The organism is Actinoplanes lobatus (genome assembly GCF_014205215.1).
GTDB classification, from domain to species: Bacteria; Actinomycetota; Actinomycetes; order Mycobacteriales; family Micromonosporaceae; genus Actinoplanes; species Actinoplanes lobatus.
On the sequence record NZ_JACHNC010000001.1, the window covers coordinates 6,841,530 to 6,858,342 of the forward strand.

Annotated in this window: 17 protein-coding genes; 9 read left to right on the plus strand and 8 right to left on the minus strand. The window is 69.0% G+C overall.

From position 1 onward, the window contains the following. Positions 1-72: 72 nt before the first annotated feature. The gene (locus tag BJ964_RS31430) at positions 73-1,086 is read right to left on the minus strand and encodes a LacI family DNA-binding transcriptional regulator (protein WP_188124057.1); all 1,014 of its coding nucleotides are present in this window, start codon (positions 1,084-1,086) and stop codon (positions 73-75) included. 168 nt (positions 1,087-1,254) lie between these two features. Next, the gene (bglS, locus tag BJ964_RS31435) at positions 1,255-2,028 is read right to left on the minus strand and encodes a beta-glucanase (RefSeq protein WP_229807186.1); all 774 of its coding nucleotides are present in this window, start codon (positions 2,026-2,028) and stop codon (positions 1,255-1,257) included. A 377-nt stretch (positions 2,029-2,405) separates the two neighbouring features. On the opposite strand from bglS, the gene BJ964_RS31440 reads away from it, so the two are divergent. The 4 genes from BJ964_RS31440 to BJ964_RS31455 all read left to right on the plus strand — a co-directional run bounded on the left by BJ964_RS31440 (position 2,406) and on the right by BJ964_RS31455 (position 5,726). Next, entirely contained in the window at positions 2,406-3,479 is a 1,074-nt protein-coding gene (locus tag BJ964_RS31440) for a glycoside hydrolase family 26 protein (protein WP_188124058.1), read from the plus strand. 66 nt (positions 3,480-3,545) lie between these two features. Further along, positions 3,546-3,965, plus strand: a complete 420-nt coding sequence (locus BJ964_RS31445) for a DUF4362 domain-containing protein (RefSeq protein ID WP_188124059.1) — start codon at positions 3,546-3,548, stop codon at positions 3,963-3,965. A 119-nt stretch (positions 3,966-4,084) separates the two neighbouring features. Beyond that, a complete protein-coding gene (locus BJ964_RS31450) occupies positions 4,085-4,837 on the plus strand; it encodes a hypothetical protein (RefSeq protein WP_188124060.1) in 753 nt (250 codons plus the stop codon). Between the two features lie 181 nt (positions 4,838-5,018). Beyond that, positions 5,019-5,726 carry a hypothetical protein gene (locus BJ964_RS31455; protein WP_188124061.1) on the plus strand — a complete coding sequence of 236 codons (708 nt, stop codon included), beginning with the start codon at positions 5,019-5,021 and terminating at the stop codon, positions 5,724-5,726. Between the two features lie 77 nt (positions 5,727-5,803). Here the strand turns inward: BJ964_RS31455 and BJ964_RS31460 are convergent, their stop codons facing one another. Further along, positions 5,804-6,181: a winged helix-turn-helix transcriptional regulator gene (locus BJ964_RS31460; protein ID WP_229807185.1), complete on the minus strand. Its 378-nt coding sequence runs from the start codon at positions 6,179-6,181 to the stop codon at positions 5,804-5,806. Between the two features lie 133 nt (positions 6,182-6,314). On the opposite strand from BJ964_RS31460, the gene BJ964_RS31465 reads away from it, so the two are divergent. Continuing rightward, entirely contained in the window at positions 6,315-6,722 is a 408-nt protein-coding gene (locus BJ964_RS31465) for a RidA family protein (protein WP_188124063.1), read from the plus strand. 28 nt (positions 6,723-6,750) lie between these two features. Here BJ964_RS31465 and BJ964_RS31470 read toward each other — a convergent pair whose 3' ends face one another. Together BJ964_RS31470 and BJ964_RS31475 are read right to left on the minus strand one after the other, a co-directional pair. Then, positions 6,751-8,016, minus strand: coding sequence for a glycosyltransferase (locus BJ964_RS31470; RefSeq protein ID WP_203832763.1), 1,266 nt, complete (start codon positions 8,014-8,016; stop codon positions 6,751-6,753). 249 nt (positions 8,017-8,265) lie between these two features. Further along, positions 8,266-9,048: a sulfite exporter TauE/SafE family protein gene (locus BJ964_RS31475; RefSeq protein ID WP_188124064.1), complete on the minus strand. Its 783-nt coding sequence runs from the start codon at positions 9,046-9,048 to the stop codon at positions 8,266-8,268. 178 nt (positions 9,049-9,226) lie between these two features. Between BJ964_RS31475 and BJ964_RS31480 the strand changes: the two genes are divergently transcribed. Beyond that, positions 9,227-10,456: a PQQ-dependent sugar dehydrogenase gene (locus BJ964_RS31480; protein ID WP_188124065.1), complete on the plus strand. Its 1,230-nt coding sequence runs from the start codon at positions 9,227-9,229 to the stop codon at positions 10,454-10,456. A 31-nt stretch (positions 10,457-10,487) separates the two neighbouring features. Here the strand turns inward: BJ964_RS31480 and BJ964_RS31485 are convergent, their stop codons facing one another. After that, a complete protein-coding gene (locus tag BJ964_RS31485) occupies positions 10,488-10,925 on the minus strand; it encodes a MarR family winged helix-turn-helix transcriptional regulator (RefSeq protein WP_188124066.1) in 438 nt (145 codons plus the stop codon). A 132-nt stretch (positions 10,926-11,057) separates the two neighbouring features. Here BJ964_RS31485 and BJ964_RS31490 point away from each other — a divergent pair, with 132 nt between their 5' ends. The 3 genes from BJ964_RS31490 to BJ964_RS31500 all read left to right on the plus strand — a co-directional run bounded on the left by BJ964_RS31490 (position 11,058) and on the right by BJ964_RS31500 (position 14,084). Further along, positions 11,058-12,245: an MFS transporter gene (locus BJ964_RS31490; protein WP_188124067.1), complete on the plus strand. Its 1,188-nt coding sequence runs from the start codon at positions 11,058-11,060 to the stop codon at positions 12,243-12,245. 26 nt (positions 12,246-12,271) lie between these two features. Next, complete coding sequence (locus tag BJ964_RS31495; protein ID WP_188124068.1) at positions 12,272-13,099, plus strand: aldo/keto reductase; 828 nt, start codon at positions 12,272-12,274, stop codon at positions 13,097-13,099. 211 nt (positions 13,100-13,310) lie between these two features. Then, the gene (locus BJ964_RS31500) at positions 13,311-14,084 is read left to right on the plus strand and encodes a maleylpyruvate isomerase family mycothiol-dependent enzyme (RefSeq protein WP_188124069.1); all 774 of its coding nucleotides are present in this window, start codon (positions 13,311-13,313) and stop codon (positions 14,082-14,084) included. 120 nt (positions 14,085-14,204) lie between these two features. Here BJ964_RS31500 and BJ964_RS31505 read toward each other — a convergent pair whose 3' ends face one another. Further along, positions 14,205-15,170: a TIGR01777 family oxidoreductase gene (locus tag BJ964_RS31505; RefSeq protein ID WP_188124070.1), complete on the minus strand. Its 966-nt coding sequence runs from the start codon at positions 15,168-15,170 to the stop codon at positions 14,205-14,207. A 208-nt stretch (positions 15,171-15,378) separates the two neighbouring features. Beyond that, a complete protein-coding gene (locus tag BJ964_RS31510) occupies positions 15,379-16,806 on the minus strand; it encodes a pectate lyase (RefSeq protein ID WP_188124071.1) in 1,428 nt (475 codons plus the stop codon). Positions 16,807-16,813: the final 7 nt, after the last annotated feature.

The following is a 16,813-nucleotide window of genomic DNA, read 5'->3' on the forward strand; positions in this document are numbered from 1 at the left end:
GCACGCTGACGGTCAGGGCACGGGAGCGGACAGGCTCCCGTGCCCCACGCCGCCGCGCTTTGCCCGTCGCGGTCAGGCCGACTCTCGTACGATCACCTTCGTGGGCAGGATGAACGGTTCCGGTTGTACGCCGTCGAGCAGTTCGATCAGCATGCGGGCGGCCTCGCGGCCCAGCGCCTGCACCGGCTGATGAATCGTGGTCAGTTTCGGATCGGTGTGCGACGCGATCGGCAGATCGTCGAAACCGACCACGGCGACGTCGTCGGGCACCGTGCGTCCGGCGTCGCGCAACACCCACAGCGCCCCGGCCGCCATGTTGTCGTTCGCCGCGAGCACGGCGTCGAGGTCCGGGTGCTCGCTCAGCAGCGTACGCATCGCCGCGGCGCCGCCGGCCTCCATGAAATCTCCGGGCGCGGTGGCGTACGGCCGGAGCCCCGCCAGCACCAGCGCCTCGGTGTAGCCGCGCCGGCGCTCGCGGCCGACCGCGGTGTCGTCCGGTCCGGTGATCATGGCGATGCGGCGGCGACCGGCGCGTAGCAGGTACTCGGTGGCCGCCCGTGCCCCGCCCGCGTTGTCGGCCTCGACGTAGAACGGTGGTGTTCCGTGCATCGGCAGCCCGATGAAGACGGTGGGCAGTCCCGATCGCGCGGCGATGTCGATCAGCGGATCGTCACCGCGCAGCGCCACCAGCATCACCCCGTCGGCTCCCCGGGTCTGCAGGAAGCTCTCCAGCCGCCGTTGGCCGTGACCGGTCGTGGCCAGGCTGAGCACCAGGTGCAGGTCGGTCTTCTCCAGCGCGGTGGACGCGCCCATCATGATCTGGCCGAAGAACGGATCCGCGAACACCCCCGGCCCGTCGCCGGAGACCGCGAGCACCACCACACCGGTCTGGCGAGTCGCCAGGGCGCGCGCGGCCCGGTTCGGCGTGAACCCGAGGTCCCGAATCGCCTGCTCCACCGCGTCGCGTTTCGCGCGGCTCACATTCGGCCCGTTGTTGATCACTCGGGACGCCACCGTGCGTGACACCCGGGCTCGCTCGGCGACCTCGTCGAGCGTCGGCGGACGCGACGGGACCGGCGACGACATACACGGCCCCCTCCGCTCGAACCACCACCAGGCTAGCGGGTCCTTTCAGGCGATTCGAGGCACGGCCCGGCCTCCTTGTCGCGGCGGTCGGCACACCGGGCATCGAGCCCGGCAAAAGCCAGAGGTACGGGTGAGCCGACATGGCCGGGCCGCGTCACTCCGTGACGATCAGTACCTGGTGTACCTGGCCCAGTCATAGGTGGCGGTCAGCGTGGTGCCGGGGTAGGTGAAGGGCCCCAGCCAGCTGTCGACCCCGATGCCGGGCCAGAGGTTCATCATGATGCGTTGCGGGTGTGTGGGAAGCGGTCCACGGGAGCCGTTCTCCTGGTGGACGAGCTTTCCGTCGACGAACCAGTTGATGGTGCCGCCGTTCCACCACTCGAAGGCGTAGTTGTGGTAGCCGTTCGCGGCGTCGAAGCCCAGGTTGATGATCGTCTCGTGGCCGCCGACGCCGTTGGTGAAGTAGTTGACCTGCATCTGGGTGGTGTTCTTGCCCAGGATCTCCACGTCGATCTCGTCCCAGGGCTGGCCGTCGCTGGGCCCGGTGTAGGTGAAGAACGAGGTCACGGTGCCGGGGTTCTTGACGGCCTTCATGCGCGCTTCGAACCGCCCGTACGAGTAGAGGTCGGTGGTGCGATATTCGCCGGCGGCGTACGGCTTGCCGGAGCAGCCGCCCGGGCAGGACTGGTTGTCCAGGTTGAGGCCCATCACGCCGCCGCTGAACCAGACGTGGTCGGCGCGCCAGCCGGCGTTGAAGACGCCGCCGTTGCTGTACCCGTCGGCCTTGTACCAGCGGCCGGTGTCGAATCCGTTGAAGTTGTCGACGAAGCTGGGGCCGATGGCGGCCGCGGCCGGCGTGGCACCGGTCGCCGTGAGGGCGGCGACGGCGCAGAGGATCGCGGCGGCCAGCGCTTTCGGGGCGCGTGATCGAGTGATGGTCACGGACGTCTCCAGTTCTACGGGTTTCGTCGTGCCGGGATGTCGCGTCGTGCACGACGAACGGGGATGGGGCGATACCGGACGGGTCACAGCCGTGTGGGCCCGATCGCTAGGTCGGAGGAAAAACTGGAAGCGCTTCCAGTCATCCAATCCAGCGATATCTATGACGATTTTGTAACCTCGTGGTAATCCTTTGTCAAGCGCCGGATCGAGTCATCAGCGCTCCAGCTGCGACAACTGCGACCTCCTAGCTCGCTGTCGACCCTGCGTAAATGGACTCGGGAAACCTGCCCTTTACATCGACGAGCGTGAGTCATAACCTCCTGACAGGAAGCGCTTCCAGTAGGTGAGGAGCGCCTTCACCACCCCTGGGAGGCAACATGCGACGGCGAGCACTGCTCGGCACGGCGGCGGCCGCGGTGGCACTGGCAACGTCCGACGCCGCCGGGCCGGCCGCGGCGGCAGCCCGCAAGGACCGGGCCCCCATCCGTTACCTGGGCATGTTCCGGCAAGAGGACCCCACCGCGATCGCGGCGAGCGTCAAGAACCTCTACGGCGTCACCCCGGCCGGCGTGATGTGGTTCGACAGCTGGGCGAGCGGGCGAGCCTTCCCGTCGGACGAAGCCAGGATGCTCTGGCGGCGCGGCATCATGCCGCACTACACCTGGGAACCGTGGAATACCGCGCTCGGCCCCAACGACCCCGGGCAGATCCACCTGACCGACGTCATCGACGGCACCTGGGACAACTACATCAGGGCACGCGCCGAAGAGTTCGCCGCCGTGCGGCTGCCGATCCTGGTCCGCTGGGGGCACGAGTTCAACGGCAACTGGTATCCGTGGGGCATAGCGAACAACAACGCCGACCCGTCGCTGTACGTGCGGGCGTACCGGCATGTCCATGACCTCGTCACGGGCGCCGGGGCACGGAACGTGCAATGGGTGTGGGCGTACAACAACGGATCCTCGCCGGACGCGCCCTACAACGACCCGGCCGGCGCGTACCCCGGCGACAGGTACGTGGACTGGGTCGGCATCGACGGATACAACTGGGGCTTCGGTCCGTCGTGGGACCCGGCCGGCGACCACTGGACGAGCTTCGACGCGACCTTCGCCACCGCGTACGCCAAGGCCCGCGCCGTCGCCCCGAACCGTCCGGTGATGATCGGCGAGTTCGCCTCCACCGAGGACGGCGGCGACAAGGCCCGATGGCTCGAGGACATGGACGCGAAGCTGAGCTCGGGCGCGTACCCCGATCTCAAACTGCTCACCTACTTCGACGTCACCAAGGAAGAGCCCTGGTCACCGACCTCGTCGCCGGCCGCGCTCGCCGCCTTCACGTCCTGGACGCGACGGAGGTACATGAAGGGCCGCGGCCACGAGTTGGCGCGCGTCGCCGGGGACTACGCCTGTTCCCGTGTCTCCCCAGCGACCACGAAGGTTCACCCGGTCTGACGGAACTCGGGGACCCGTTGCTCCGTCGAAGCCGCGTCGAGGACCAACGGGGAAGGAACGGACGCGATGAAGCGGATACTCGGAACGGTATTGGCCTGTGCGACGCTGGCGGCGTGCAGCGGACCGGATCCCTCACCGCAGCCGACCGCCCCCACCACCGCTCCAAGCGTCGCTGCCGGCCTGACGGATTGCGGGACGTTCAGCCCGCCGCAGGGCGACGGCTTGCCGGAATCCGCGGCCCGATGCCTGATCGAGGCAGTGCGGGCCGGACATCCCGCCCAGTTGAAGGTGACCAGGCTGACGGTTGAAGGCGACCCGATCCCGGTCACCTATACCGTCGGCGCCGATGGCCGCGTGGAGATCATCACGGATTCGCGGCAGGACGGATTCGGCACGCAGGTGGTCACCCGTCGTACCTGCACCGATCCGGTCGCCGCACCGGAGCTGCAGTTCGCTCATTGTTCTGAGCCCACACCGATCGAGTAGGGCAGCCGGCGGCGTCATTGCCTGGCGAGATTGGCATACCGCGTCGCCGGCGACGGCATGGCGTACGGAGTCCGAACCAGTAGAGTCCGCTCCTTTGGGCCGACACGCTGGGAGTTGTCATGGCCGATGAGCGAGAGCCGGCACCGGCCGGGCAGCGGCGGCTCGAGAAAGTCGCCCTTGTCGTCGCCATACTCGCCTTCGCGGGAGCGGGTGCGGGCGACATCGCCGATTCGCTGGCGGCGCCGCTGTTCGTTCGTGTCCTATGGCTGGTCGCCGCCGGCCTGGTGCTGACGTGGTTTGCCGTCCGCCGCGTCCGGAAAGACCACTGGGGTAGGCCATTACGTTGGCCGTCCGTGGGTGCCTTGGCGCTCGTACTCGCAGGTGTGTCGCTGGTGGCCTTCGGTGCCGTGCTGCTGTTCAGCCCGGGTCCGGCTCCTGCTGGAGCGGTCCCGCCGGCGGCAGGGCCTTCGACGGCGCCCACCAGCGCATCGCCGGCTCCGGATGCGTCCAGCGTCCGTCCACTCGAAACCCGGGTCGGACAGAAGGTCTTCGTCCGGCACGGGGGAGCGGAGCACCTCGACCTACTGCCCCCGTCGGGCGACGCCGACCTGGCACTGGACTGGAGCAAGGGCGACTCCGCCGGGACGTTGGTGGCCTCGGGCCAGGCGAGCCTCGCCACGGTCGGTACAGCCTCGGCGCAGGCATGTGAATCGGCTACGGCGGCGCAGTGGGGCAAGAGGGTGCCCGTGAACGACGGGGCGCTGGTTTGCGTGGACACCGACGAGGATCGCTACGTGGTGGTTGAGGTGCTCGATGCCGCCTCCGACGACGGCGGCAACTACGTCCGGGTGCGGATCCGGTATTTCGGCTAGCTCTCCTCCACTTTCCACGACCAGAGGAGCTCGGGATTGCCGAGCTCAGGGTGTCGACTCCGGAATATGCGCGCCCTGCCGCCTCGCTCCGCGGCACCCCGCAAAGACCGTCCCAAGCCCATCCAACCCGTTGCGGAACAGGGATAGTCTTCACTGCGTCGGTGGTGGTGAGGGGGACGCGATGACGCCTCGACCGTGTACGGACGGCACTCTGCGGCACCTGTCCGTCGACCTCGACGACGCGCCCGGCGGCGACGGCGGCCTGTCCGGGCTCACACTCTGCTCGGCACCGGAACGGCCGGTCTGGGCCCAGGATCAGTGGGCCGTCGACATCGCGTACGACCTGTACCTCCGCGACACGTGCGTCGACATCGCCACCCTGCCGCCGTGCGAGAAGTGCCTACGGGTGGAGGCGCTGCTGGCCGACCCCGACAGCGCGCCGCCCCTGCACCGCAGGCCGCCCCGGCCGGACTTCGCCTCCGGCTTCTCCGGCGACGCCATCCGCGCCATCCTGCGCACCGACATCGCCACCGGCGCCTCCCTCGGCCGCCGCGCCGCGGTCCACCTGCTGTCCTTCACCGCGATCCCCGACCAGCCGGGCTTCGGTGACCTCGTACAGGTCCTGGACCTGGTGTGGGACATGGGTGACACCGTCCGGATGGGCCAGGTCACCGACTGGGCGCGGGTGGTCGCCTTCGCCGCGACCGCCGACGTCCCCGACCGGGACCGGCGGCTGATCGCCGTGGCCGCGAGCCTCGACGGCGGCCCACCGGTCGATCTCGAACCCGCCGTCACCTACCTCGACGACCCGCCGGCCGCCCGGCGGCTCATCGAGGCGATCGCGATCGCCACGGGCCACGGCGACGGGCTGAGCTTCGCCGACAGCTGACCACCGGCGGCGCCTGCCGGCCGAGCAGATCATGGCCGAAGTCGTTGAGTGCTCCAGCTGTAGATCGTGATCAGCCGTCAGGTGTCGAAGCGGTGGCGGGCGGCCTCGATGTGCCCGAGGTAGCGGTGCGTCCAGTCGCACATTCCGTCGACGGTTGCGCGTAGGCCCTGACCCGGCTCGGTGAGGGTGTATTCGACGCGCGGCGGGATCGTCGGGTGCACGTCTCTCTCGACCAGGCCGTTGCGCTCCAGCATGCGCAGGTTCTGGGTGAGCATCTTGTGGCTGATGCCCTCGATCTCGTTGCGCAGTTCGCTGAAGCGCAGGGTGCGTTCACCGAGAGTCTCGATGATCAGCAATGCCCACTTGTTGGCGACGTCGGAGAAGATCTCCCGCGCCAATGAGTCCGCGCGCCTGAGGTCCGTACCCTCGGATGGGCCCTTGATCTGCTTGGTCACCATCGGGTTCCCCAGTCACCGGAAAGTGCGTTCTTCCATGTCAGGAGCCACTCTCCTACGGTTCCTGAGTAACCACAAGAGACCGCTGGGGGACACGAGCCCACCGGCACCCAAGGAGAAGGAGGCGGGCGGCATGGCCATCAACCTGGTGAACCCGAGCGGATTGCCCAAGATCGATGCGTACCGGCAGGTGTCGATCGCAACGGGGTCGAAGCTGGTCTTCATCGCGGGCCAGGTCGCCTGGGATGCCGAGGGGATCACGGTCGGCCATGGCGACCTCGCCGCGCAGGTCGAGCAGTGCTACGTCAACATCGGCACCGCTCTGTCCGAGGCCGGGGGCTCCTTCGACGACGTGGCGAAACTGACCGTCTACGTCGTCGACTGGACGCCCGACAAGATGACCCCACTGCTGGAGGGCATCTCCCGGGCGTCCGCGAAGCTGGGCATCATCCCGGTCCCGCCGGCCACGCTGCTGGGTGTCGCGGCCCTGGACGTCCCCGACCATCTGGTCGAGATCGAAGCCACCGCGATCCTCGGCTGACAGAGATGCCCTTCGCCTGATCGACAGGTCAGGCCTCTGCTGCGAGGGTTTCGCGGGTGAGGGTCGCCGCGGTCTGGCCCTCGCCGCCGATGCTGTCGGCGGTACGGGTGAGCCAGCCTTGCTTGTTCATCGTCAGGAAGGCGTACACCTTGATCGGGAGCAGGACGAAGGTGATCACCAGTGCGGCGAACGGCAGTAGCAGGATCTCCTGCGGGTGGCGGCGCAGGTGCGAGTAATGGCGGATACCCCGGCCGAACAATGACCAGATCAGAACGAGCACGATCGAGTGGGCGGTCAGTTCGAGTCGGACGAAGGGCAGATAGCCCAGCATGATGCCGAGCGTGATCGGCGTGAGCACGATCTGCAGCACGGTGATCTTGGTGGGCATCGGGGCACGCCAGAACCAGCCTCTCCACAGTGCCGTCAGGCCGCAGCGGAACGAACTCCGGCTCCACCGGACCTGCTGCTTGACGAAGGCGCGGAAGGACGACGAGAACATCGACATCACCTTGGCGTTCGACTGGTGCACCGTCTGGTACCCCTGCGCCAGCACCAGCCAGGTGAGCCGGCCGTCGTCACCGGTATCGCACCGGCGGCCGAGGAAGAACTCGTCCTCCAGATCGGTCAGCACTGGCATGATCGCCGAGCGGCGGTAGGCGGCGGTGCGGCCGATGAGGCAGGAGACGGCGCCGGCGCGTCCCATGCCCGGCGCGAAGTCGTAGTTGCGCTGGTTGACCAGCCAGTCCGCGATTCGGCGCCAGATGCTGCTGGTGCGCTGGTACACATTCTGCTGGGTGCCGACGCCACCGACCCGGGGGTCGGCGAAGGGCATCTGTACGGCGTCGAGCAGGCCGGGCAGCCAGCGGGTGTCGGAGTCGACCAGCACGACCAGCTCGCCGGTGGCGGCACGGATTCCGATGCCGAGGGCGGAACGCTTGCCGTGGTGAACGAAGGGGATGACGCGTAGCCGGGGGTCGTCGACCTCGGCGAGCCGGCGGATGACCTCGTGATCGTCGACGTCCGGAACGACGATGATCTCGGTGGGGTTCTGCTCCAGCCACGTGTCCAGGCATCCGAGCAGAATGTCCGGGTCTTCCCGGTAGGCCGGAACGACTACCGAGACCGAGCTGCGGAAGTCGTTGACGGTCGGACGGGCGAGGCGGGACAGCACCACACGGTAGATCCAGGCAAACCAGACGAAGATGCTGACCAGGACGAGCGGCATGAGCCCGAGCCAGCTCATCTCCCAGATGGTCTGGCCTGTGGTGGACCAGACGACGAGAAAGTGGGACACGAAACGATCTCCTTGGGGGCGACCAACCAGCCGGCGGTTCTGAGCCTCGCCCACGGTCTTTTATAAACCGCCTGAGAATATCCCTTCTGTACACCATTTTTCTGTTATCAGGTGATCTATCTACTCAGGGCTGTTGTACCCGTCAGCAGGAAGCCGGCCTTTCCGGTGCCGGCCTCGGCGGCGTTGCGGCGGTCGCCTGGTGGTACCCGGCCGCCCGAACCGGCGCCGCTGACCACCTGGGGCCTGCGATTACCCGCTGCGCAGCTCGACGAGGTAGAAGATCGCCAGAGCCGTGGCCAGGGCGCCGAGCAGCAGGCGCAGCGTCCGCTCCGGCAGCAGTGGCTGGAGCCGGGCACCGAGATAGCCGCCGACCAGGCCGCCAGTGCCGCAGAGCAGGCCGAGGAGCCAGTGCGGGGCGACGTCGCCGTCGGTGACCAGGGTGAGCAGGCCGTAGGTGGCCGCGCCCACGACCGAGGTGACGAAGGTGGAAGCCAGCGCGGCCGGTGCGATCTGGGTCATCGGGGTGCCGCGGCCCGCGAGGACCGGCCCGAGGATCGAGCCGCCGCCGATGCCGTAGATGCCGCCGACCGTACCGGTGGCCACGCTCAGACCCAGGAGGGCGCGCCGCGACAGTGGTGGCCGGTCGGGTGTGCCGGGTCGCAGAGCGCGCGTGCAGAGCCAGAGGCCGAGCGGAAGCAGGACGGCCGCCGCCACGAGACGGAAGACCTGCGGCCCGGGAATGGCGAAGACCCGGATGATCGCGCCGAGGACGACGCCCGGGACGGTGCCGGCGATCAGCAGCCGGGCGAGCGGCCCGGTGAGCTGGCCGTTGCGCCGGTAGCGGGCCAGAGCACCGGGCCCGGCAACGACGTTGTACAGCAGGTTGGTCGGCGTGATCGCCGGGCTCGGCACGTGCAGCACGCTGAGCTGAACCGGCAGCAGGAAGACCGCCCCGGACACCCCGACCGGCGCGGTGACGACCGAGATCAGCAGGCCCGCGACGAACCCGGTGAGACCGTCCTGCCAGGTCATCGACGAACGATCGGCAGGCCACGGCTCATGATCGGCACCCTAGCGGGCCGGTGTTGCGTAACGCGCGGATGGGATGGCCGGAGGTGTCGATTCAGTACGCGATAAGACATCGTCGAAGTTCGATGTATGGTGGGAGCGCTCCCGGTACGCGCCCGCCACTTTGCTGAAGGAGCTGACCATGTCGCGACGTCGTCGTCGCCCGGCCACCCTGCTGGCCGGCCTGCTCGTTCTGGCCCTGTCCGCGCCCCTGTCGGCCTCGGTGCCGGCGGCCGGCGCATCCCGCGCCCAAGCGGTGCCACTCAGCGAGCTGACCGTGGTGTCCGAACAGGTGGCTTCCGGTCTGCAGCGCCCGATCGCGATCACCGGGCTGCCCGACGGCCGGATGCTGATCGCGGAGAAGAACGGCACCGTCCGCGCCTATCACCCCGACACCGGCCTGGCGGCCGAGCCGGTGTTCGACCTGACCGCCCGCATCGACGCGTCGGACAACGAGCGCGGCCTGCTCGGCATCACGCCCGCGCCGAACTTCGCACGCACCGGGATGCTCTACGTGGCCTACACGAGCCTGCCGGCCGGCGCGCTGACCCTGGCGCGACTGCCCATCGGCGCCCCGGAACGGCTACAGGTGCTGCTCACCCAGGAGCACGCCGAGTACGGCAACCACAACGGCGGACAGGTGGCGTTCGGCCGCGACGGCTACCTCTACTGGTCCACCGGCGACGGCGGCCACGCGAACGACCCGTTCAAGGCCGGTCAGGACCTCGGCACCCTGCTCGGCAAGATCGTGCGGATCGACGTCGACCGCGCCTGCGGCGCCAAGCCCTACTGCGTGCCTTCCACAAACCCCTTCATTCGTACGCCGGGCGCGCGGCCGGAGATCTGGGTGTACGGCCTGCGCAACCCGTGGCGGTTCTCCGTCGACCCGGTCGACAATTCGCTGTGGATCGGTGACGTCGGCCAGGGTCTGGTCGAGGAGATCAACCACATCCGGCCCTGGCAGGGCGGGGCGAACCTCGGCTGGTCCTGCAAGGAGGGCACCCCGGTGTTCGACCCGGCGCAATGCCGGCCGGGCGTGCGGTACGTCGACCCGGTCTTCGAGTACGAGCACTTCCTCACCGACAGCTGCTCGGTGATCGGCGGTGTGGTGTACCGAGGATCCCGGACCCCCGAGGCGTGGGGGACATACGTCGCGAGCGACTACTGCGCGCCCCGCGTCTACGCCGTGCGCCCCCAGCGCGACGGTGGCTACGAGACCGCCACGATCGGCGCCTTTCCCACCCAGCCGACCGCGATCGCCGCCGACGTGCACGGCGAACTGTACGTGCTCAGCGACTACCCGGGATGGCTGAGCCGGGTACGGTTCGAGCGAGTCCAACCGGTCTCCGCGGGCGGGGCCGGCCGCTCGTGACCGGGTGCCGGCGAGGACACGCGGGGACGGCTCAGGTCGCGTGCAGCGCCGCGGCGAGGCTTTCCAGCTCGGGCAGTTCCCCGGCGCGGGTCAGTGACTCCTCGAGCACCCGGTCGTGGGTGGGGCGCGCCTGGTCGAGCAGCTGTTGCCCGGCCGGGGTGAGCTCGGTGTAGATCCCGCGCCGGTCGTCGGCGCACAGGACCCGGGTGAGCAGCCCGCGATCCTCCAGGCGGGTGACCAGGCGGGTGGTCGCGCTGCTGGACAGCGCGGCTGCCCGGGCGAGTTGCTGCATGCGCATGTGCCAGCCGTCCTGGCGGCTCAGCGCGTCGAGCACGGTGTACTCCACCACCGAGAGCCGGTGTGCGGCCTGGAGTTCCTTCTCCAGGGCCATCTCGATGAGCCCGTGCAGCGCGGCCAGTCGCCGCCAGCCCTGGGCGCGGATCTCGACCGCGTCGTTGCCGATCCCCATGCCGGTCCCCTTCCGCAGAGATGCTGCTCACCCTACACCTTCTTGCGCCGATATAGCGCGCCTGCAACTATCTACTCGTTGCACATGCAACTAGTGCACGCGCTTGTTATTGCACGCTCGAAGGAGTTTTCCGTGCCCCTCGCTCTGTACGCGCTCGCCATCGGCGGGTTCGGCATCGGCCTGACCGAATTCGTCATCGCCGGCCTGTTACCCGAGGTCGCCGCAGACTTTCAGGTGACGGAGGCGGTCGCCGGAGGTCTCATCTCCGGGTACGCCCTGGCCGTCGCGATCGGGGCGATCGGGCTCACCGCCGCGCTGGGCCGCGTCGACCGCCGGCGCGCCCTGCTGGGACTGATGGTGCTGTTCATCGCCGGCAACCTGCTCTCCGCGATCGCCCCCGACTACGGCCTGATGATGCTCGGCCGCGTCCTCGCCGCCCTGTGCCACGGCGCGTTCTTCGGCATCGGCTCGGTCGTCGCGGCCGACCTCGTGCCGGCCGAGAAGAGGGCCGCGGCCATCTCGATCATGTTCGGCGGGCTGACCGTCGCCAACGTGCTCGGCGTTCCGCTCGGCACCTTCCTCGGGCAGGCCGCGGGCTGGCGCTCGACGTTCTGGGCGATCGCGGTCATCGGCGTGTTCGCCCTCGCCGGCATCGCCGCCCTGATCCCGGCCACCCCCGCCCCGGCCGGCGGCAGCCTGCTCGGCGAGTTCCGGGTCTTCACCAGCGGCCAGGTCTGGCTGTCGATCCTGGTGACGATCCTCGGGTACGGCGGCATGTTCGGCGCGTTCAGCTACCTCGCCTACACCCTGACCGCGGTCGGCGGCTTCCCCGCCACCGCCGTACCGTGGCTGCTCATCGTGTTCGGCCTCGGCCTGTTCGCCGGCAACATCGCCGGCGGCCGGGCCGCCGACCGCAACCTCCCCGTCACCCTGATCGTGCTGCTCACCGGGCTCGCCGTCGTCCTCGCCGGCTTCGCCCTGACCGCCGGCAACCGGACCGCCACCGTCGTCGCCCTGCTGCTGATGGGCGGATTCGGCTTCGCCACCGTGCCGGGCCTGCAGATGCGCATCCTTGGCCACGCCACCCAGGCGCCGGCCCTGGCCTCCGGCGCGAACATCGCCGCCTTCAACGTCGGCAACGCCTTCGGCGCCTGGCTGGGCGGCACCACCATCGACGCGGGCCTGGGCTACACCTCACCGCTGTGGGCCGGCGCCGCCGTCACCACCGCCGCCCTGCTCGTCTACCTGCTGGCGACCCGCCTGCCCGGCGGCGAACTCGCCGGCCGCACCACCCTCGCGCCGGCAACCGCCGCGCGCTGACCACACCAGTCCCGAACGAGGAACCGATGACCCACCTCCCCGCCGTCACTCTCAACAACGGCGTCACCGTCCCGCAGGTCGGCTTCGGCGTCTGGCAGATCCCCGACGCACAGACCCAGGCCGCCGTCGCCACCGCCCTGGAAACCGGCTACCGCAGCATCGACACCGCCGCCGCCTACGGCAACGAGACCGGCGTCGGCCGGGCGATCGCCACCTCCGGCCTGCCCCGCGACGACCTGTTCGTCACCACCAAGCTGTGGATCGCCGACCTCGGCCGTACCTCCGCCCGTGACGCTCTGCACGCCAGCCTGGAGCGGCTCGCCCTGGACCGGGTCGACCTGTACCTGATCCACTGGCCCGCCCCGGCCACCGATGCCTACCTGGACGCCTGGCAGGGCCTGGAAGACCTTTACGCCGAAGGCCTGACCCGCGCGATCGGTGTCTCCAACTTCCTCCCGGAACACCTGGACCGCGTGATCGCGCTGGGCGGCACCGTTCCCGCCGTCAACCAGATCGAACTGCACCCGGCCCTGCAGAACCGCGAGACGGCCGCCGCCGGCCGCGTCCGCGGCATCGCCACCGAGGCGTGGAGCCCGCTCGCACAGGGCGCCGTCCTCACCGAGGCCCCGGTCGTCGCGGCCGCGCGGGCACACGGCGTCACCCCGGCCCAAGTCATCCTGCGATGGCACGTGCAGCAGGGCCGCATCGTGATCCCCAAGTCGGTGACACCCTCGCGCATCGCCGCCAACCTCGACGTCTTCGGCTTCGAGCTCACCACCGGCGAACTGGCCGCCATCGACGCCCTCGACCGTGACGGCCGCACCGGGCCCCACCCGGCCACCTTCAACGGCTGACCCCGATGCGTACGCCCGGACCCGCAGCCCGCCCACCGGGCTCGCGGGTCCGCCTTTCCGTCGACTCGCAACATCGGATCCGGCTGAGGGGCTACCGCGACGGATCCATCAACGCGACCATGGGCGGCGCGTGAAGTTGCGAGGGCGAGAGCCGGCCCCCGCTACTCGATCGTGAATGGTTACGTTCATCGGCCCGAGAGGTACGACATCCGTGCTTGATTTCGACCGGTACCTGCTGGAACTCGAAGCCGAAACGGCCAGACTGGCCGGCTTGGCGCGCGACTCGGACGGTCAGCGCCCGATTCCGACCTGCCCCGGCTGGACGTTGGAGCAACTGGTCGGGCACGTCGGCCGCGGGCACCGATGGGCAGCCGAGATCATCCAGCGGCGCTTGCTGGAGCCGATCCCCATGCCGGAGGTGGCCGTGCCTGCCGACCCGGATGAGCGGAGCGAGTGGTTGACGGCGGGCGCCTGGATGCTCGCTGACGCGGTGCGGGCCGTGGGACCGGAACAGCCGGTGTGGACGTGGCAGAAGGATCGGTCGGCGGGCTTCTGGCTGCGAAGACTGCTCCATGACGAGGTGGTGCATCGCTTCGACGCCGAACTGGCTCTGGGTATCGAGGGGGACCTGGCGGCGGATCTTGCGGCCGACGGCGTGTCCGACCTGCTGGACACCGCCGCCACTCTTTCCCGGCCGGACATCGGCGTACCGAGCGCATTCGCCGGCCTGAGAGGTGCCGGCGAGTCGCTGCAGTTCGTTGCCACGGACGCGGACCTCATATCGAGTCACGAGTGGTCGGTCGTCCGTGGCCCGGCCGGCGTCGCCTGGCGGCACGGACACCACCAGGCGCACGTCACGGTATGTGGGCCTGCCCTCCGGTTGCTGCTCCTGCTCAATCGGCGCCTGTCGGCGGAAACGGCGGACATCGAGATCATCGGCGACCGGGAACTCTTCGCGCATTGGTGGTCGAACAGCACATTCTGAGTCGCCGCGCCGGTCAAGGAGTGTGTCCTCATCGCCGATGCCAGCCACTCCTCGACTCCGGCCAGGCGACCGCCGCGGGGCGAACGCGGTTTCGTCATCCGGATCGGAGGTGGGAAAGCCCTACGCCGCACCACGGTCGGCCCTGCCGCCCCGGCGGCGCCGTTGCGTCAGGTCCGCGGCCGCGGTCTGCCAATGCGGATGGTCGAATATGAATCCTGCGTCAGCGAGCCGGCCCGGAACAACTCGCCGACTTTTCAGCAGTAGCTCGGTGTCTGACCGGAGTGCGAACGCGCCGATCTCGGCCATCCAGGTGGTTGCCGGAAGTCCGACCGGTATCCGCCAGGCCGAGCGCAGCTCTCGCATGAACTCCCGCTGCGGCAAGGGGCCGGGTGCGGCCAGATTCACGGCTCCTTCGAGATCGTCGTGCTCGATCAGGAACCGAATGGCACGGACGAAGTCGTGGTCGTGAATCCACGAGACATACTGCCTGCCGCCGGCCACGGGTCCGCCGAGACCGAGCCGGGCAAGCCGGCTGAGCACGTCGAATACGCCGCCACGGTCGGGGCTCATCACCATGGCCGATCGCAACGCGACCTTGCGCGTGTGGGGAGTCACTGCTTGTTCCTGCGCGGCCTCCCAGTTCTGGGCGATCTCGACACTGTAGGCCCAGTAGCCGGGCACACCATGCTCGTTGCCGCCGATCAGACCGCCGAACTCGTCGTTGGCCGCGTCGCAACGGTGTGCATAGATGGTTGCGGTGCTCATCTGCAGCCAGATCCTGGGTGGTCGGGCCGCCTCGGCGATGGCGTCACCGACAACACGTGCCGACTCCACACGTGAGTTCATCATGGCTTCGAGGTTCTGCTGGGTGTACCGACAGCTCACGCTGCGCCCCGCCAGATTGATGACGACATCGCTGCCGTCGATCTCCCGGATCCAGGCTCCCGGCGTCGAGCCGTCCCAGTAGACCTGACGCTCGCCCTTGGGGGAGCGCGTCAGCACGACGACGTCGTGACCTTCCGCAGTCAATGCCCGATCCAGAATCGTGCCGACCTGCCCGGTCCCCCCGGGAATGATGACCTTCACGGAACCTCTCCAGTTCGCTCGCGGCCGGCCGAACGGCTGCACCGGCGCCGCGCAACTGCTCTTCCCATGCCGACCTTCCGTCTTGAGCGGTTGCTCAAGACGGAAGGTTACGAGCTTTTGAGCGATTGCTCAAGTCTCGGCGACGCCGTGACCGGCGATGAGCGGAGCGCAGATCGCCGCCCCGCAGCGGCGATCCGGGACGCGTGGCTCACCGGTACTGGTTGTCGAGCAGGCCGTTGATGTACTTCTCGATGTTGGTGTAGCCGGTCGCGTCGAAGTCGCCGCCGGCGTCGTTCGCGGCCGGGTTCAGGCCGTACCGTGATTCCCAGGCGTCGGGCATGCCGTCGCGGTCGGTGTCGGGTTGAGCGGTTCCGCCGGCGATCGTGCCGTAGCCGTTGTTGTTCAGGCCCGTCGCGGTCTGCGTGCTCCACAGGGCGCCCTTGGCGCCCAGTGACGTCACGTCCGCCACGACCAGCTTGTCCACGTCGTCGCGGGGCACGGCGCCGGCGTTGGTGATCACGTCGGCGTAGCCCGCGGCGGCCGACACCGTCGGGATCTTCGCGGTGTCGGCGGAGAACGCTGAGGCGAGTTCGGTGGCGCCACCGCGGACCACGGCGGCCGTGCCGTTCAACTGCCCGTCCTTGTTGCTGTCGATCCAGTTGTCGCGGTTGTAGATCTGCTGGTTACCGGTCTGGTAGTAGTAGTTCGAGGCGCTGGTGGTGCGCGGTCCGGTGATGAAGTAGTTGCCGACGACATCGTGCAGGAAGTGGCCGCTGGAGTTCCCGGCGGTGTAGCCGGCCTGGTAGTTGTAGACGACGTTGTTCACGAACTGGGTGTTGGCCTTGGCCAACGGGTTGCGGTTGTGGGAGTTCGCCCACAGGTTGCGCCACCAGGTGTAGGGGCCGGTTTCGGTGTGCGCGCCGAACTGCTGGCCGATCGGGTTCGCGTCGATCGAATACTGGACGGTGATGTTCGACGCCCGTACCGCATCGATGTTGTTCCAGGCCCCGAACTCGATCGAAACGTGATCGAAGATCAGATTGCTGGCGTCCAGCCAGTTGATGCCGTTGTTCTTCTGGTCGGCGTCCTCGGTGCCCATCCGGAACCGGAAGTTACGGACGATCACGTTGGTGCCGCTGTTGAACGAAACCTCACCGCCCTGTACGCCGATGCCGCCGCCCGGTGCGGTCTGCCCGGCGATCGTGATGTTGCTCTTCACCAGCACCGTCGACGACAGCTTGAGGTAACCGCCGACGTCGAAGACCACGATCCGGTTGTTCGCGCTGACCGCGTCGCGGAACGACCCGGTGCCCGAGTCGTTCAGATTCGTGACGTGGTAGACGGTGCCGCCGCGGCCGCCGGTGGCCGCGGCGCCGTAGCCGACAGCGGTCGGGAACGCCTTGACCGGGCCGGCCGGCGGTGCGCTGGTCGGCGAGGTGGCGCCCGGCGACGTGGGGGCCGGTGTGGTGCCGCCGGTGCAGGCCACGATGGCGGCGCCGAAGCCGCCCGGCCAGGTGTTGGAGACCGTGTACTTCACCGAGCATCCGGCGGCGGCCTCGGCGCGCGGGGCGAGGACCAGTCCGGCTGCGGCGGTGACGGCGACGACGGACGTCGCGGCCAGCACGTTGCGTTTCATCGGGAAC

Bases quoted from the DNA above. Each gene is read 5' to 3' on its own strand.
- BJ964_RS31430 (WP_188124057.1), bottom strand. From the start codon at position 1,086: ATGTCGTCGCCGGTCCCGTCGCGTCCGCCGACGCTCGACGAGGTCGCC.
- BJ964_RS31440 (WP_188124058.1), top strand. From the start codon at position 2,406: ATGCGACGGCGAGCACTGCTCGGCACGGCGGCGGCCGCGGTGGCACTG.
- BJ964_RS31445 (WP_188124059.1), top strand. From the start codon at position 3,546: ATGAAGCGGATACTCGGAACGGTATTGGCCTGTGCGACGCTGGCGGCG.
- BJ964_RS31450 (WP_188124060.1), top strand. From the start codon at position 4,085: ATGGCCGATGAGCGAGAGCCGGCACCGGCCGGGCAGCGGCGGCTCGAG.
- BJ964_RS31455 (WP_188124061.1), top strand. From the start codon at position 5,019: ATGACGCCTCGACCGTGTACGGACGGCACTCTGCGGCACCTGTCCGTC.
- BJ964_RS31465 (WP_188124063.1), top strand. From the start codon at position 6,315: ATGGCCATCAACCTGGTGAACCCGAGCGGATTGCCCAAGATCGATGCG.
- BJ964_RS31475 (WP_188124064.1), bottom strand. From the start codon at position 9,048: ATGACCTGGCAGGACGGTCTCACCGGGTTCGTCGCGGGCCTGCTGATC.
- BJ964_RS31480 (WP_188124065.1), top strand. From the start codon at position 9,227: ATGTCGCGACGTCGTCGTCGCCCGGCCACCCTGCTGGCCGGCCTGCTC.
- BJ964_RS31485 (WP_188124066.1), bottom strand. From the start codon at position 10,925: ATGGGGATCGGCAACGACGCGGTCGAGATCCGCGCCCAGGGCTGGCGG.
- BJ964_RS31495 (WP_188124068.1), top strand. From the start codon at position 12,272: ATGACCCACCTCCCCGCCGTCACTCTCAACAACGGCGTCACCGTCCCG.
- BJ964_RS31510 (WP_188124071.1), bottom strand. From the start codon at position 16,806: ATGAAACGCAACGTGCTGGCCGCGACGTCCGTCGTCGCCGTCACCGCC.